A 14,180-nucleotide genomic window follows, 5' to 3' on the forward strand; every position below is an offset into this window, starting at 1 on the left:
AGGCTCGTGAGCATGCGCGCCGTGGCGACCGGGTTGGGGTTCCCGGAGGGACCCGTCGCCCTGGCCGGCGGCGACGTCCTCGTCGTCGAGATCCGACGGGGCACGCTGACCCGCGTCGCGCCCGACGGCCAGACGTCCGTGGTGGCCGAGCTCGGCGGCGGACCCAACGGCGCGGCGATCGGGCCCGACGGTGCGGTCTACGTCTGCAACAACGGCGGCTTCGCCTGGCACGACCGCGACGGGATCACCGCGCCCGGCCACCAGCCCCCGGACTACGTCGGCGGGAGCATCCAGCGGGTCGAGCTCGACGGGCCGGACGCCGGCTCCGTCACCACGCTCTACACCGAGTGCGACGGCCGGCCCCTGCGCGGGCCCAACGACATCGTCTTCGACACCGACGGCGGCTTCTGGTTCACCGACATCGGCAAGAGCCGCGAGCGCGACCGCGACACCGGGGCGCTGTACCACGCGCAGGCCGACGGGTCCTCGATCACCGAGGTCGTCCATCCGCTGACCCAGCCCAACGGCGTCGGCCTCTCGCCCGACGGGTCCCGGCTCTACATCGCCGAGACCGTCACCGGCCGGGTCTGGGCGTGGGACGTCGCGCGTCCCGGACGCCTGGCCCGCGCCGCGGAGCCGGTGGGGCCGCGCGGCGCGGCGCTGCTGCACGGGTTCGGCGGCTACCAGCTGCTCGACTCGCTCGCGGTCGACGGGGCGGGCAACGTCTGCGTCGCGACGCTGATGACCGGCGCGATCAGCGTGATCGCGCCGGACGGGGAGCTGCGCCGGCAGATCCCGGTGCCCGAGCACGACCCGTACGTCACGAACATCTGCTTCGCCGGCGCCGACTCGCGCACGGCCTGGGTGACGTCCTCGGGGCGGGGCGTGCTGTACACCCTCGAGTGGGACGGCACCGGACTCGACCTCGCCTACACGGCCTGAAAGGACAGCGCATGGCCTGGGACTTCTCCACCGAGCCCGAGTTCGAGGCGCAGCTCGCGTGGATGCGCACCTTCGTCCGGGAGGAGATCCTCCCCCTCGAGACCCTCGACCTCGACGGGGAGACGATGGCGCGGGCGACCGCCCCGCTCAAGGAGGAGGTCAAGGCGCGCGGGCTGTGGGCCGCGCACCTGCCGCCGGAGCTCGGCGGGGGCGGGTTCGGGCAGGTCAAGCTCGGGCTGATGCACGAGATCCTCGGCCAGTGCGCGTACGCCCCGGCGGTCTTCGGCAACAACGCGCCCGACTCCGGCAACGCGGAGCTGCTCGCCCTCGGGGCGAACGACGACCAGAAGAAGCGCTGGATGGAGCCGCTGCTCGACGGCGAGCTGCGCAGCGCCTTCTCGATGACCGAGCCGAACGCCGGCGCCGACCCCACCCTGCTGACGACGCGGGCCGAGCGCGTCGGCGACGAGTACGTCGTCAACGGGCACAAGTGGTTCACGTCGAACGGGTCGGTGGCCGACTTCCTCATCCTCATGGCCGTCACCGACCCGGACGCGGCGCCGCGGCGGCGGGCGTCGATGTTCGTGGTCCCGACCGACACCCCGGGCGTCGAGGTCCTGCGCGACATCCCGACGATGGAGCACCCGGAGGAGCGCTCCGGGCAGCCCGGCGGGCACGCCGAGGTCGTCTACCGCGACGTCCGGGTGCCGGCCGAGAACCTCATCGGCGCGGAGGGCGACGGCTTCCTGCTCGCGCAGAAGCGTCTCGGGCCCGGGCGCATCCACCACTGCATGCGCTGGCTGGGGCAGTCGCAGCGCGCCTTCGACATGCTCTGCGAGCGGGCGGTGTCGCGGTACACGCACGGGTCGGTGCTCTCGGAGAAGCAGATGGTCCAGGACTGGATCGCGACCTCGACCGCGGAGATGACCGCCGCGCGGCTGATGACGCTGCAGGCCGCCTGGAAGATGGACCAGGGCGGCACCGAGGCGGCGCTCACCGACATCGCGATGATCAAGTTCTACGGCGCGACGGTCCTGTACAACGTCATCGACCGCGCGATCCAGGTGCACGGCTCGCTGGGCTTCACCACCGACCTGCCGCTCGAGAACATGTACCGCCACGCCCGCGCGGCGCGGATCTACGACGGCCCGGACGAGGTCCACAAGGTCACCGTCGCGCGGCGGGTGCTGCGCGGCTACGAGCCCCGCGAGGTCCCGAGCGAGCACGTGCCGACCCGCCGCGAGGAGGCGAAGCGGAAGTTCGCTCACCTCCTGGACGCCGCTGCCGTGGGCAGCTAGTAGTTGTCCGCAACCCATCGAAGGAGCCCCGAACGATGATCGCTGTGGGAGAGAAGATCCCCGACGTGCCGCTGACGACGGTGGACGCCGCGGGGAACACGGAGTCCGTGCGCTCCGGCGAGCTCTTCGCGAGCGGGCGGAGCGTGCTGTTCGGCGTCCCCGCCGCGTTCAGTCCGACGTGCAGCGACGCGCACCTCCCGGGCTTCGTGGCCCGGGCCGGCGAGATCGCGGACAAGGGCGTCGACCGGATCGTGTGCGTCTCGGTCAACGACCCGTTCGTCATGGGCGCCTGGGCGAAGGACCAGCAGGTCCACGGCATCACCATGCTCGCCGACGGGTCGGCCCTGTTCGCGAAGGCGATGGGCACCGACATGGACGCCACCGATTTCGGGCTCGGGGTCCGGTCGCAGCGCTACGCGGCGGTGATCGAGGACGGCACGCTGACCTGGATGGACGTGGAGGACGCGCCGCCGGACCACGAGAAGTCCACCGCCGAGGTGGTGCTGACCAAGCTGTGAGGCGCTACCGGCAGTCGACGATCCGCAGGGCGATCGCGGTGTAGCGCTCGACGAGGGCCGGCACGTCGAGTCCGCTCCGCTCGGGCTCGTACCACTGGGCGATGGCGTTGCACGCGGCGACGACGGCCCGGCGCGCGTCGTCGGGGTGCTCGCACCGGAACACGCCGCGGGCGACGCCCTCGGCGACGAGGTCGGCCCAGAGCGTCGACGCGGCGGCGCGCAGCGCGTCGAGGCGCTCGCGGTTCCCGGGGTCGAGGTTGCGCCACTCCGAGGCGGTGATGGTGCTCTCGACCTGACGGCTGACCCGGTACTCGATCGTCGCGCGGACGAGGGCGCGCAGGCGGGCCGCCGGGTCGTCGCCGGCGTCGCGCAGGGCCTCGTCGCAGCGGCGGAAGTACTCCTCGGTGCTCTCCTCGACGAGCGCGGCGAGCAGCTCCTGCTTGCCGGCGTGCCAGTGGTAGAGCGCCGAGAGGGACAGGCCGGCGCGCGCGGCGATGTCGCGGATCGAGGTCCCGTGGTAGCCGCGCTCGGCGAAGCTCTCGCGGGCGGCGCGCGTGATGGCCTCCCGCCCGCCCCCGCGCGGCACCGCCGCCGGGCTGGTCATCGCGACAGCATAGAGCGCCTCGACCCCCGAACGATCGATCGATAGGTTCGCGAGGTCATCAGCCGACCGGGGACGGAGCCGCGCACCATGGACGACGAGGTCCTGCTCGTCGGGCGGGAGGGCGGGGTCCTCACGCTCACCCTCAACCGCCCGCACCGCAAGAACGCGCTGGACGCGGCGCTGTGGGAGGCGCTGCACACCCGGCTCTCCGCGGTGCGCCGGGACCCCGAGGTGCGGGCCGTGGTGATCACGGGCGCGGGCGGCGACTTCTGCGCCGGCGCCGACCTGTCGGGTGCGCGCGAGGGCCACCCGCTCGACCGGATGCGCTTCGTCAACGACGTCGCCCTGCTGCTGCACGATCTGCCGGTGCCCACCGTCGCGGCGGTCGACGGCGTCGCGGTCGGGGCGGGCTGGAACCTCGCGCTGGGCTGCGACCTCGTCGTCGCGACCCCTCGCTCGCGGTTCTCCCAGATCTTCGCCAGGCGCGGGCTCTCGCTCGACTTCGGCGGCTCGTGGCTGCTCCCGCGCCTGGTGGGGATGCAGCAGGCCAAGCGCCTCGCGCTGCTCGCCGAGATGATCGACGCCGACGAGGCCCTGCGGCTCGGGCTGGTGACCTGGGTGGTCCCCGTCGAGGAGATCGAGGCCTACGCCGCCGACCTGGCGAGCCGTCTCGCGGCGATGGCGCCGGTCGCGGTGTCGCAGTCCAAGGCCCTGCTGCACGAGAACGCCGACCGCCCGCTGCGCGACGCGCTGGCGAGCGAGGCCCGGGCGCAGTCGGTCAACTTCGCGGGAGAGGACGCGCCCGAGGCGTTCGCGGCCTTCAACGAGAAGCGCGACGCGACGTTCACGGGGCGGTGGGCGGTCAGGTGACCGGCGGTCTCTTCGACCTCACCGGGCACGTCGCGCTCGTGACCGGCGGGAACTCGGGGATCGGTCTGGGCATGGCCCGGGGTCTCGCGCGGAGCGGCGCGGACGTCGCGATCTGGGGGACCAACGAGGAACGCAACGCCGCCGCGGTCGAGGAGCTGGGCGCCCACGGCACGCGCGTGCGGTCCTGGCGCTGCGACGTCGGCGACGAGGACGACGTCGAGGCCGCCTTCGCCGGCGTGCTCGAGCACTTCGGCCGCATCGACTCGTGCTTCGCCAACGCCGGGATCGGCGGGTCCGGGAGCCGCTTCGTCGACACCACGCTGGAGGAGTGGCGGCGGGTGACGCGGGTCGACCTCGACGGCGCGTTCCTGACGCTGCGGGCCGCGGCGCGGCACATGGTCGACCGGGGCGGTGGCGGGGTGCTCGTCGGCACCTCGAGCGTGTCGACGGTCCACGGCGCGCCGCGCAACCAGGCGTACGCCGCGAGCAAGGCGGGGCTGACCGCGATCATCAAGGGCCTGGCGATCGAGCTCGCGCGGTACGGGGTCAACGCGCACTCGCTGGTCGTGGGCTGGACCGAGACACCGCTGGCCTCCCGCACGCTGCACGACGAGCGCTTCGAGGCCGCCGTGATGCCGCGGATGCCGCAGCGGCGCTGGGGTGCGCCCGACGACTTCGCGCGCCTCGCGGTGTACCTCGCGGGCGGGGCGGGCGGGTTCCACACGGGCGACGAGATCGTCGTGGACGGGGCGTACTCGATCTTCTGATCGGCGTCGGTCCCCTCGTGCTGGACGGGCGCCGTCGTCGTGGGGGAGCCTGCCGGTCATGACTCCGGAGCAGGTCGCCCGGGCCCAGGGCGAGCAGGACGCCTCGGCCGCCGTCGCCGACGAGGAGCACCGGCGCATCGCCGGCGGCGGGATGCTCACCGTGCACCCGGTGGAGGAGTGGGTCCCGCGCGCCCACCGCCGCGCCTACCTCGACGGCGCCGCCAGCGTCCTCGGCTACCGCCCCCTGGTCCTCGGCTGACCCTCGTGTGAGCACTTTCCGGGCCTATAGCCCCGGAAAGTGCTCACCTACGGGCGCACGCAACCTCCCTGCAACCCCTGCCGCCGGCGGGCGTGATCGGCTTCACTGTCGGGCACGCAGGAGGACCGGGGGCGGAGGCGGGCGTCCGCCCACGGTCGACACTCCGAGGTCGCCCGGTGGAGAGAGGCAGCAGTGACGCAGACGGTGGAGAGCGGCCGCACCGAGACCGGACGGCGGGTGAGCAGCTGGCTCGCGGACTTCGCCGACGCGGTGTCGTCGGGCGACGCCGAGCGCGCCGGGGCGCTGTTCGCGGACGAGTCGTACTGGCGGGACCTGGTGTCGTTCACCTGGAACCTGGTCACCGTGGAGGGCCCGTCGGGCGTGGCCGGCGTGGTGGGGTCGGAGGCCGCGCGCCAGGTGGCCCCGGTGAGTTTCGAGGTGACGGGCGAGCCGACCGAGGCCGACGGGGTCACCGAGGCGTGGCTGACCTTCGAGACCGCGATCGGGCGGGGCAGCGGGCACCTGCGGCTGAACAGCGACGGCAAGGCCTGGACGCTGCTGACCACGCTGGACGAGCTCAAGGGCCACGAGGAGCCGCGCGGGGACCGCCGGCCGTTCGGCACCGAGCACGGCGCCAACCCCGACCGCGTGACCTGGCGGGAGCGCCGCGAGGCCGAGGCCGCGGAGCTGGGCTACACGCGCCAGCCCGAGGTCGTCATCATCGGTGGCGGGCAGGGCGGGATCGCGCTGGGCGCGCGGCTGCGCCAGCTCGGCGTCGAGGCGATCATCGTCGAAGCCAACGAGCGCCCGGGCGACTCCTGGCGCAAGCGCTACAAGAGCCTCGCCCTGCACGACCCGGTCTGGTACGACCACCTGCCCTACCTCAAGTTCCCGGACAACTGGCCGGTGTTCGCGCCGAAGGACAAGATCGGCGACTGGCTCGAGATGTACACGAAGATCATGGAGCTGAACTACTGGGGCTCCACCACCGCGAAGTCCGCGACCTTCGACGAGGCGTCCGGCGAGTGGTCGGTCGTCGTCGACCGCGCCGGCCCCGACGGTTCCAGCGAGGTCACCCTCCGCCCGAAGCAGCTGGTCTTCGCCCTGGGGGTCTCGGGCAAGCCGAACATCCCGGCCATCCCGGGCCAGGAGAAGTTCCAGGGCGAGATCCAGCACTCCAGCCAGCACCCCGGCCCCGACGCCTACAAGGGCAAGAAGGTCGTGGTCATCGGGTCGAACAACTCGGCGTTCGACATCTGCGGGGCGCTGTGGGAGGTCGGCGCCGACGTGACGATGGTGCAGCGCAGCTCCACGCACATCATCAAGTCCGACACGCTCATGGAGTACGGGCTCGGCGACCTCTACTCGGAGCGCGCGGTGGCGGGCGGCATCGACACCCACACCGCGGACATGATCTTCGCGTCGTTGCCGTACCGGATCATGCACACGTTCCAGAAGCCGACCTACGACAAGGCCCGCGAGATCGACGCGGACTTCTACCGCAAGCTCACCGAGGCCGGCTTCGACCTGGATTTCGGCGACGACGACTCGGGCCTGTTCATGAAGTACCTGCGCCGCGGCTCGGGCTACTACATCGACGTGGGCGCCGCCGACCTCGTCGCGGAGGGCAAGGTGAAGCTGGCCAAGGGGCAGATCAGCGAGCTCACCGAGCACGAGGTCGTCCTCGACGACGGCACCCGCCTCGAGGCCGACCTGCTCGTGCTGGCCACCGGCTACGGTTCGATGAACCAGCGCGCCGCCGACATCATCGGCCAGGAGATGGCCGACCGCGTCGGCAAGGTCTGGGGCCTGGGCTCGGACACCACCAAGGACCCCGGTCCCTGGGAGGGCGAGCAGCGCAACATGTGGAAGCCGACCCAGCAGGACAACCTGTGGTTCCACGGCGGCAACCTGCACCAGTCGCGCTTCTACTCGCTCTACCTCGCCCTGCAGCTCAAGGCCCGCTCCGTCGGGATGCCGACCCCGGTGCACGCCAAGCAGGAGGTGCACCACACGGCGTGAGGTGGGCTCGCCCCCGGGGGAGCGAGGGTCACGCTCGCTGCGCAGGACGCAGCCGAGGTGGCCCTCGCTCCCACCCCCGGGCGAGGTCAGGTGCGGGCGGGCTCCGCGGCGAGGTCGAGCACCACGTCGCCGCGGGTGGTGCGGCCGTCGAGGAGCACGATCCGCTGGGCACTGGGGGCGAGGCCCGGGGCGCCGGTGACGAGCAGGTGGTCGCCGGGGGCGTCGGCGCGCAGGTCGAAGTCGCCGCCGTCGGTGCTGACCGCCCGCCCCGCCTCGCGGCCCGCGGGGTCGACGAGGGTCAGCGTGGCGCCCGCGACCGTCCGCCCCGTGGCGTCGCGGACCGCCCCGGCGAGGCCGGTACCGACCGGCGCAGCGGAGTCCGGGGCGTCGGTCCGCGTCGTCACCGCGCGGCGTCCGGTGGTGCGCCCGGCCGGGATGAGGAGGCCGACGACCACGGCGCCACCGACGAAGATCCCGGCGGCGACGAGGAACGCGACCGTGTAGCCGTGCAGCGCGGCCGCGAGCGGCGGCCCGGCGAAGCCCGCGGTCGCGGTGCCCGCGACGCTCGAGAGCAGCGCCGTGCCCACCGACCCGCCGACCTGCTGCATCGTGTTCACCGACGCCGAGGCGACACCGGCGTCACCGGGGTCGACGCCGTAGGTCGCGGTGTTGATCGAGGTCGACATGGCGGTCCCCATGCCCAGGCCGATCATCATCAGCGGGCCGAGGACGTGGCTCGCGTACCCGGAGGTCGGGGTCAGGAACGAGAACCAGAACAGGCCGCCGGCGCCCAGCAGCATCCCCAGCACCACCAGCGGCTTCGGGCCGGTGCGGGGGAGCAGGTACGTGGGCACGGTGTTCGCGGCCGTCACGATGCACGCCACCATCGGCAGGAACGCCACCCCGGTGAGCAGCGGCGAGAAGCCGAAGACCTGCTGCAGCACGTACGCGAGGAACAGCGTCACCGCGAACATGCCGGTGGTCAGCACGAGGATCGTGAGGAACGAGCCGCCGCGGAAGCGGTCGGTGACCACGCGCAGCGGCAGCAGCGGGGCCCGCACCCGGCGCTGGACGACGACGAAGGCCACGAGCAGGACGAGGCCCGCCGCGAGGAAGGTGTAGACCAGCGGCGAGGACCAGCCGTCGGTCTCGGCGCTCGCGAAGCCGTAGACCACGCCGAACAGGCCCGCGGACGCCAGGACCGTGCCGAGGACGTCGAGGCGGGGCCGGTGCTCGACCGGGTGCGCCGGGAGCAGGAGCGAGGCCCCGACGAAGGCGACCGCGGCGAAGACGGCGTTCACGTACATGCACCAGCGCCAGTCGACGTACTGGGTCAGCGCGCCCCCCAGCAGCAGCCCGATCGCCGCGCCGGAGCCGGCGAGGGCGGCGAACACGCCGAACGCGCGCGCCCGCTCCCGTCCCTCCGTGAACGTCGTGGTCAGCAGCGACAGCGCGGCCGGCGCGAGCAGCGCGCCGAAGACACCCTGCAGGGCGCGGGCGGCCACGAGCAGCTCGAAGCCGGGCGCGAGCCCGCCGAGCACCGATGCGACGGCGAACCCGACGAGCCCGACGAGGAAGGCGCGCTTGCGCCCGAAGAGGTCCGAGAGCCGGCCGCCGAGCAGCAGCAGGCTCCCGAACGCCAGCGCGTAGGCCGTGACGACCCACTGGCGCTGCGCGTCGTCGAACCCGAGGTCCGCCTGGGCCGAGGGCAGGGCGATATTCACGATGGAGTTGTCGAGGATCACCATCAACTGGGCGACCCCGATGACGGCCAGGATCAGCCAGCGGCGCCGGTCCGGCGACGCGTCGGCGGGAGAGTTCACGGGGCGTACGACCGTTCTGGAAGGTTCCGGGTGGTTCCGGGCGGTTCGCGCTGAGGGGACGGCGCTGTCCCGGCGTGCGGCGACGCTCTCCGGGCCAGCGCGGCCGATCACCGGCCGATTCCCCGTGCGGATCCCGCGTCGGCGAACGGTCGGTGGGGCACGCTGACGTCCATGGAGTACACGAAGCTCGGCATGACGGGTCTCGACGTCTCGCGCATCTGCCTGGGCTGCATGAGCTACGGCGTCCCCGACGCCGGCGGCTGGCCCTGGTCGCTCGACGCCGACGACGCCGAGCCCTTCTTCCGGCAGGCGCTCGACGCCGGCATCAACTTCTTCGACACCGCGGACGTCTACTCGGCCGGCACCTCCGAGGAGATCACCGGCCGCTGGCTGAACGAGATGGCCGACCGCGACGAGATCGTCGTCGCCACCAAGGTGTTCAACCGCATGCGGCAGGGCCCCAACGGCGCCGGCCTCTCCCGCAAGGCGATCATGACCGGCATCGACGCCTCGCTGCGCCGCCTCGGCATGGACTACGTGGACCTCTACCAGATCCACCGCTGGGACCATGAGACGCCGATCGAGGAGACGCTCGAGGCCCTGCACGACGTGGTCAAGGCGGGCAAGGCGCGCTACATCGGGGCGTCGTCGATGTGGGCGTGGCAGTTCTCGAAGGCGCTGCACCTGCAGGACGTCAACGGGTGGAGCCGGTTCGTGACGATGCAGGACCACTACAACCTGCTCTACCGCGAGGAGGAGCGGGAGATGCTCCCGCTCTGCGCCGACGAGGGCGTCGGCTCGATCCCGTGGAGCCCGCTGGCCCGCGGCAAGCTCACGCGCGACTGGGACGAGTCCACCACCCGCGGCGAGACCGACGAGTTCGGCAAGACGCTCTACCGCGACACCGACCGGCACATCGTCGAGAAGGTGGCCGAGGTCGCCGAGAAGCGCGGGGTCTCCCGGGCGCAGGTGGCGCTGGCGTGGGTGCTGTCCAACCCCGTGGTCGACGCCCCGATCGTCGGGGCGACGAAGGCCCACCACCTCGACGACGCGGTCGCGGCGTTGGACCTGCACCTCGACGACGACGAGATCGCCGGCCTCGAGGAGCGCTACGAGCCCCGCGGGGTGGCCGGGCACCGCTGATCACGACCCCGGTGACGGGACCCCGCACACCTGCGGCGTCCCGTCACCGAGGACGCGATCTCACATGCCCATCCCGCCGTCGACCGGCAGGCCGGCCCCGTTGACGAAGCGCGCCGCGTCGGAGGCGAGGAACACCGCCACGTCGGCGATGTCGGACACCTCGGCGAGCCGGCCCGACGGGGTCAGGTCGACGACCGCGGCGACGGCGGCGTCCGGGCTCTCGAACAGCCCCAGCCCCGAGGTCTCCACCGCGAGCTTGACGCCCATGTCGGTGGGCACGAGGCCGGGGTAGAGGCAGTTCACGCGCACCCCGTAGCCGAGCTTCCCCGACTCCATGGCGGCGACGCGGGTGAGGCGGTCGACGCCCGACTTCGTCGCCGAGTAGCCGGCGATCGCCGGGAAGGCGATGGTCGCCGCCACCGAGGCGATGTTGATGACCGCGCCGCCGTTGCCCGCCACACCGCCGGGACGCATGGCGCGGAACGCGTGCTTGATGCCGAGCATCGTGCCGAGCAGGTTGACCTCGAGCATGCGCCGGACGTCGTCGGGCTCGGTGTCGACGAGCAGCGACGTGACCTCGAGCCCGGCGTTGTTGACCACGACGTCGAGCCCGCCGAGCTCCGCGACCGTCTGGGCGACCGCGGCCTCCCACTGCGCGTCGTCGGTGACGTCGAGGGGGACGAAGCGCGCGCCCGGGATGCCCGCCGCGGTCTGCTCGCCGACGTCCTTGAGCACGTCGCCCAGCACCACCGAGGCCCCGGCGGCCGCCATGGCCGCGCCCATCCCGGCGCCCAGGCCGCGGGCGCCGCCGGTGATCAGCACCCTCCGGCCGGCGAGCTCGTCACTCATCCGCAGTCCTTCCCGCCGGCGCCGCGGCCGGACGACACGTCCCGTGCTTCGCTGGTGCGACGCAGGTCACAAACGTAGGGACGGTCTCGGACGGCCGTCAAGGAATCGTTGGACGACTGTCCAGGAGTCCGCGGTCGGCTACGCTCGGACGTCTCGATCCCACCGGAGACCGCCCGTGACCAGCACGTCCCCGTCCGTCGCCGGGCCCGTCGACGGGCCCGACGCCGAGTTCGACGCCCCGGCCGACCGCATCGCGCGGCGCCGGGTGGACAAGGTCGCCGACCGTCGCCGCCGGCTCGCCGACGCGGCGCTGCTGACGCTGTCCGAGCGCGGGTACGCGCGCACGAGCCTGCGGGAGATCGCGAAGGACTCCGGCTTCTCGCACGGGGTGCTGCACTACTACTTCCGCGACAAGGTCGACCTCATCGCCTACTGCGTGCGGCGGTACAAGGCCCACTGCGTGGACCGACACGACGGGATCGTGGCCACGGCGACCGGGCCGGCCGCCCTGCTCGCGGGCGTCGGCGACGCCCTCGCCGACACGCTCGCGCAGGACGCGCTGATGCACCGGCTCTGGTACGACCTGCGCGGCCAGTCGCTGTTCGAGGAGTCGTTCCGCGCCGACGTCGCCGAGATCGACGACAGCCTGCAGCGCATGATCTGGCGGACGGTCGAGGCGTACGCCGGGCTGGTCGGCGCGACGCCGACGTGCTCGCCGTCGTTCGCGTACGCGACCGTCGACGGCCTGTTCCAGCAGGCGCTGCTGCGCCACCTCGCCGGGTCGCCCGACGCGCTCGACGACCTCCGCGACGGGGTGCGCCGGCAGCTCCCGACGCTGGTCGGCTAGTCCGTGCCCGGTGCCGCGCCGGACGCCACGCGCTTGCGCAGCTCGCCGACCTCGGTGGCCGCGAACCCGTGGTGCGTCAGCCACCCGCGCACGTCCTCGCCGTCGGGGTGGCGCGTCGGCACGACGTTGTAGACGTAGTTGAGCTGCCGGGCCGCGGCCTCCCGCTCGAGGTTGTCGAGCACGAACGCGCCGACCCCGGTCCCGCGCACCGTCGGTGCGGCGATGATCAGGATCTCGGCGTCGCCCCACGTGTCGTCGAGCCGGCCGTAGCCGATGGCGGCGCCCGTGTCGTCCTCCACCCGCCACCACGCGTCGCCCAGCGGGCGGCCCACCTCGGGGTGGCCGAGACCGAACAGGGTGGGGGGCAGGTCGCCCAGCGCCGCCGCCTTGTCCTGGTCCCAGCGGGGCTCGTGCTCGGCGACCCAGTGCCACGTCATCGTGCCCTCCAGAAGTTCTACAGCTCTATGCACTGCCGTCGAATTCTCGTAGACTGTGGCCCGCACGACAAGGGAGGACCACCACCGTGACCGTTGTCGAGGACGCGCCAGCCGCAACCCCTCTGGAGACCGTTCCACAGGTCGACTTCGACACCGACCCGACGCGCTACCGGCACTGGCGCCTGGAGGTCGACGGCGAGACGGCCTGGGTCTACCTCGACGTCGCCGAGGACGGCGGCCTCGTCCCGGGCTACGAGCTCAAGCTCAACTCGTACGACCTGGGTGTGGACATCGAGCTCTACGACATCACCCAGCGGCTGCGCTTCTCCCACCCCGAGGTGCGCAGCGTGGTGCTGACCAGCGGCAAGGACTCGAACTTCTGCGCGGGCGCGAACATCCGGATGCTGGCGCAGTCGAGCCACCCCTGGAAGGTGAACTTCTGCAAGTTCACCAACGAGACGCGCAACGGCATCGAGGACATGACCGCGCACTCGGGCCAGACCTGGGTGGCCGCGCTCAACGGCACCGCGGCGGGCGGCGGCTACGAGATGGCGCTGGCGTGCGAGACGATCCTGCTGGTCAACGACCGGTCGAGCGCCGTCGCGCTCCCGGAGGTCCCGCTGCTCGGCGTGCTGCCCGGCACCGGCGGGCTCACCCGCGTCACCGACAAGCGCCACGTCCGCAGGGACCGCGCCGACATCTTCGCCACCAAGTCGGAGGGCTTCCAGGGGCCGAAGGCCGTCGAGTGGAAGCTCGTCGACGAGACGGTGTCGCGCAAGCAGTGGGACGAGACCGTGCGGCAGCGGGCCGCCGAGGCGGCCGCCGGATCGTCGCGACCGCAGGGCGCCCGGGGGATCGACCTCCCGCCCCTTCGCCGCGAGGTCACCGAGGACGCGATCACCTACCCGAACGTGCGCTGCGCGATCGACCGTGAGGCGCGCACGGCGACGATCACCGTCCTCGGCCCCGAGCCCGGCACGGTGCCCGAGTCGCTGGAGCGCATCCACGCGCTCGACGCCGACTTCTGGCCGCTCGCCATGACCCGCGAGCTCGACGACCTCGTCCTGCGGCTGCGCACCAACGAGCTCGACATCGGCACCTGGCTGATCACGACCCAGGGCTCGGTCGAGGGCGCGCTGGCCTTCGAGCGGGTGATCGCCGAGCGCTCGGGCTCGGACTGGCTGGTCAACGAGATCCGCCACTACTTCAAGCGCACGCTCAAGCGCCTCGACGTCACGAGCCGCAGCCTCATCGCGCTGATCGAGCCCGGCAGCTGCTTCGCCGGCGCGCTCCTGGAGCTCGCCCTGGCGTGCGACCGGCAGTACATGCTCGAGGGCACGTTCGAGGATCTGGACGAGGAGCAGGACCCGGCGCAGATCGTCCTGACCGCGTCCAACTTCGGCGCCTTCCCGATGGGCAACGGCCTGACCCGCCTGCAGTCCCGCTTCTACGGCGACGACGAGACCGTCGCGGCGCTGCAGGAGCGGGTGGGCGAGCGGATGACCGGAGCGCAGGCCGAGGAGGCCGGGCTGGTCACCGACGCCCCCGACGACATCGACTGGGCCGACGAGATCCGCATCCTGCTCGAGGAGCGGGCGTCGCTGTCCCCGGACGCGCTGACCGGCATGGAGGCCAACCACCGCTTCGTCGGCCCGGAGACGATGGAGTCGCGGATCTTCGGCCGCCTCACCGCCTGGCAGAACTGGATCTTCATCCGCCCGAACGCGTCGGGGGCCGAGGGTGCGCTGCGCCGCTACGGCACCGGGCGCAAGGCCGACTTCGACAAGAAGCGAGTGTGACC

At 72.6% G+C, this 14,180-nt stretch carries 14 protein-coding genes; 10 read left to right on the plus strand and 4 right to left on the minus strand.

Going from position 1 to position 14,180, the window contains the following annotated elements:
* Positions 1-12: 12 nt before the first annotated feature.
* From ACYX4T_RS01180 to ACYX4T_RS01190, 3 genes are read left to right on the plus strand one after another with little or no spacing between them, the layout of a single operon-like run.
* Positions 13-942: an SMP-30/gluconolactonase/LRE family protein gene (locus ACYX4T_RS01180; protein WP_476015156.1), complete on the plus strand. Its 930-nt coding sequence runs from the start codon at positions 13-15 to the stop codon at positions 940-942.
* Between the two features lie 11 nt (positions 943-953).
* Positions 954-2,240, plus strand: a complete 1,287-nt coding sequence (locus ACYX4T_RS01185; RefSeq protein WP_476012756.1) for an acyl-CoA dehydrogenase family protein — start codon at positions 954-956, stop codon at positions 2,238-2,240.
* 35 nt (positions 2,241-2,275) lie between these two features.
* Entirely contained in the window at positions 2,276-2,758 is a 483-nt protein-coding gene (locus ACYX4T_RS01190; RefSeq protein ID WP_476012757.1) for a redoxin family protein, read from the plus strand.
* Between the two features lie 4 nt (positions 2,759-2,762).
* On the opposite strand, the gene ACYX4T_RS01195 is transcribed toward ACYX4T_RS01190, so the two are convergent.
* Positions 2,763-3,362 carry a TetR-type transcription factor C-terminal domain-containing protein gene (locus ACYX4T_RS01195; RefSeq protein ID WP_476012758.1) on the minus strand — a complete coding sequence of 200 codons (600 nt, stop codon included), beginning with the start codon at positions 3,360-3,362 and terminating at the stop codon, positions 2,763-2,765.
* An 87-nt stretch (positions 3,363-3,449) separates the two neighbouring features.
* On the opposite strand from ACYX4T_RS01195, the gene ACYX4T_RS01200 reads away from it, so the two are divergent.
* From ACYX4T_RS01200 to ACYX4T_RS01215, 4 genes are all read left to right on the plus strand, one after another.
* Positions 3,450-4,232 carry an enoyl-CoA hydratase/isomerase family protein gene (locus tag ACYX4T_RS01200; protein WP_476012759.1) on the plus strand — a complete coding sequence of 261 codons (783 nt, stop codon included), beginning with the start codon at positions 3,450-3,452 and terminating at the stop codon, positions 4,230-4,232.
* Positions 4,229-4,999 carry an SDR family NAD(P)-dependent oxidoreductase gene (locus tag ACYX4T_RS01205; protein WP_476012760.1) on the plus strand — a complete coding sequence of 257 codons (771 nt, stop codon included), beginning with the start codon at positions 4,229-4,231 and terminating at the stop codon, positions 4,997-4,999. Before ACYX4T_RS01200 ends, ACYX4T_RS01205 begins: the two co-directional genes overlap by 4 nt.
* A 58-nt stretch (positions 5,000-5,057) precedes the next feature.
* Positions 5,058-5,258, plus strand: coding sequence for a hypothetical protein (locus tag ACYX4T_RS01210; protein ID WP_476012761.1), 201 nt, complete (start codon positions 5,058-5,060; stop codon positions 5,256-5,258).
* A gap of 192 nt (positions 5,259-5,450) precedes the next feature.
* On the plus strand, positions 5,451-7,280 hold the full coding sequence (locus ACYX4T_RS01215) for a flavin-containing monooxygenase (protein ID WP_476012762.1): 1,830 nt from the start codon (positions 5,451-5,453) through the stop codon (positions 7,278-7,280).
* 86 nt (positions 7,281-7,366) lie between these two features.
* Here ACYX4T_RS01215 and ACYX4T_RS01220 read toward each other — a convergent pair whose 3' ends face one another.
* Positions 7,367-9,103, minus strand: a complete 1,737-nt coding sequence (locus ACYX4T_RS01220) for an MFS transporter (protein ID WP_476012763.1) — start codon at positions 9,101-9,103, stop codon at positions 7,367-7,369.
* Between the two features lie 171 nt (positions 9,104-9,274).
* Between ACYX4T_RS01220 and ACYX4T_RS01225 the strand changes: the two genes are divergently transcribed.
* Positions 9,275-10,246 carry an aldo/keto reductase gene (locus ACYX4T_RS01225; protein WP_476012764.1) on the plus strand — a complete coding sequence of 324 codons (972 nt, stop codon included), beginning with the start codon at positions 9,275-9,277 and terminating at the stop codon, positions 10,244-10,246.
* A gap of 60 nt (positions 10,247-10,306) precedes the next feature.
* Here ACYX4T_RS01225 and ACYX4T_RS01230 read toward each other — a convergent pair whose 3' ends face one another.
* Positions 10,307-11,095, minus strand: coding sequence for an SDR family NAD(P)-dependent oxidoreductase (locus ACYX4T_RS01230; RefSeq protein WP_476012765.1), 789 nt, complete (start codon positions 11,093-11,095; stop codon positions 10,307-10,309).
* 250 nt (positions 11,096-11,345) lie between these two features.
* On the opposite strand from ACYX4T_RS01230, the gene ACYX4T_RS01235 reads away from it, so the two are divergent.
* Positions 11,346-11,942: a TetR/AcrR family transcriptional regulator gene (locus ACYX4T_RS01235; RefSeq protein ID WP_476015157.1), complete on the plus strand. Its 597-nt coding sequence runs from the start codon at positions 11,346-11,348 to the stop codon at positions 11,940-11,942.
* Here ACYX4T_RS01235 and ACYX4T_RS01240 read toward each other — a convergent pair.
* Positions 11,939-12,379 (minus strand): GNAT family N-acetyltransferase, encoded by a 441-nt coding sequence (locus tag ACYX4T_RS01240; RefSeq protein ID WP_476012766.1) that lies wholly within the window; start codon positions 12,377-12,379, stop codon positions 11,939-11,941. The two genes, ACYX4T_RS01235 and ACYX4T_RS01240, sit on opposite strands and share 4 nt — an antisense overlap.
* Positions 12,380-12,501: 122 nt before the next feature.
* Between ACYX4T_RS01240 and boxC the strand changes: the two genes are divergently transcribed.
* Positions 12,502-14,178 carry a 2,3-epoxybenzoyl-CoA dihydrolase gene (gene boxC, locus ACYX4T_RS01245; RefSeq protein WP_476015158.1) on the plus strand — a complete coding sequence of 559 codons (1,677 nt, stop codon included), beginning with the start codon at positions 12,502-12,504 and terminating at the stop codon, positions 14,176-14,178.
* Positions 14,179-14,180: the final 2 nt, after the last annotated feature.

This window comes from Actinomycetospora sp. ABD4_176 (genome assembly GCF_056311855.1).

Excerpts from the sequence above, each read along its gene's own strand:
- ACYX4T_RS01180 (WP_476015156.1), top strand. The coding sequence starts at position 13 with ATGCGCGCCGTGGCGACCGGGTTGGGGTTCCCGGAGGGACCCGTCGCC.
- ACYX4T_RS01185 (WP_476012756.1), top strand. The coding sequence starts at position 954 with ATGGCCTGGGACTTCTCCACCGAGCCCGAGTTCGAGGCGCAGCTCGCG.
- ACYX4T_RS01190 (WP_476012757.1), top strand. The coding sequence starts at position 2,276 with ATGATCGCTGTGGGAGAGAAGATCCCCGACGTGCCGCTGACGACGGTG.
- ACYX4T_RS01195 (WP_476012758.1), bottom strand. The coding sequence starts at position 3,362 with ATGACCAGCCCGGCGGCGGTGCCGCGCGGGGGCGGGCGGGAGGCCATC.
- ACYX4T_RS01200 (WP_476012759.1), top strand. The coding sequence starts at position 3,450 with ATGGACGACGAGGTCCTGCTCGTCGGGCGGGAGGGCGGGGTCCTCACG.
- ACYX4T_RS01210 (WP_476012761.1), top strand. The coding sequence starts at position 5,058 with ATGACTCCGGAGCAGGTCGCCCGGGCCCAGGGCGAGCAGGACGCCTCG.
- ACYX4T_RS01225 (WP_476012764.1), top strand. The coding sequence starts at position 9,275 with ATGGAGTACACGAAGCTCGGCATGACGGGTCTCGACGTCTCGCGCATC.
- ACYX4T_RS01230 (WP_476012765.1), bottom strand. The coding sequence starts at position 11,095 with ATGAGTGACGAGCTCGCCGGCCGGAGGGTGCTGATCACCGGCGGCGCC.
- ACYX4T_RS01240 (WP_476012766.1), bottom strand. The coding sequence starts at position 12,379 with ATGACGTGGCACTGGGTCGCCGAGCACGAGCCCCGCTGGGACCAGGAC.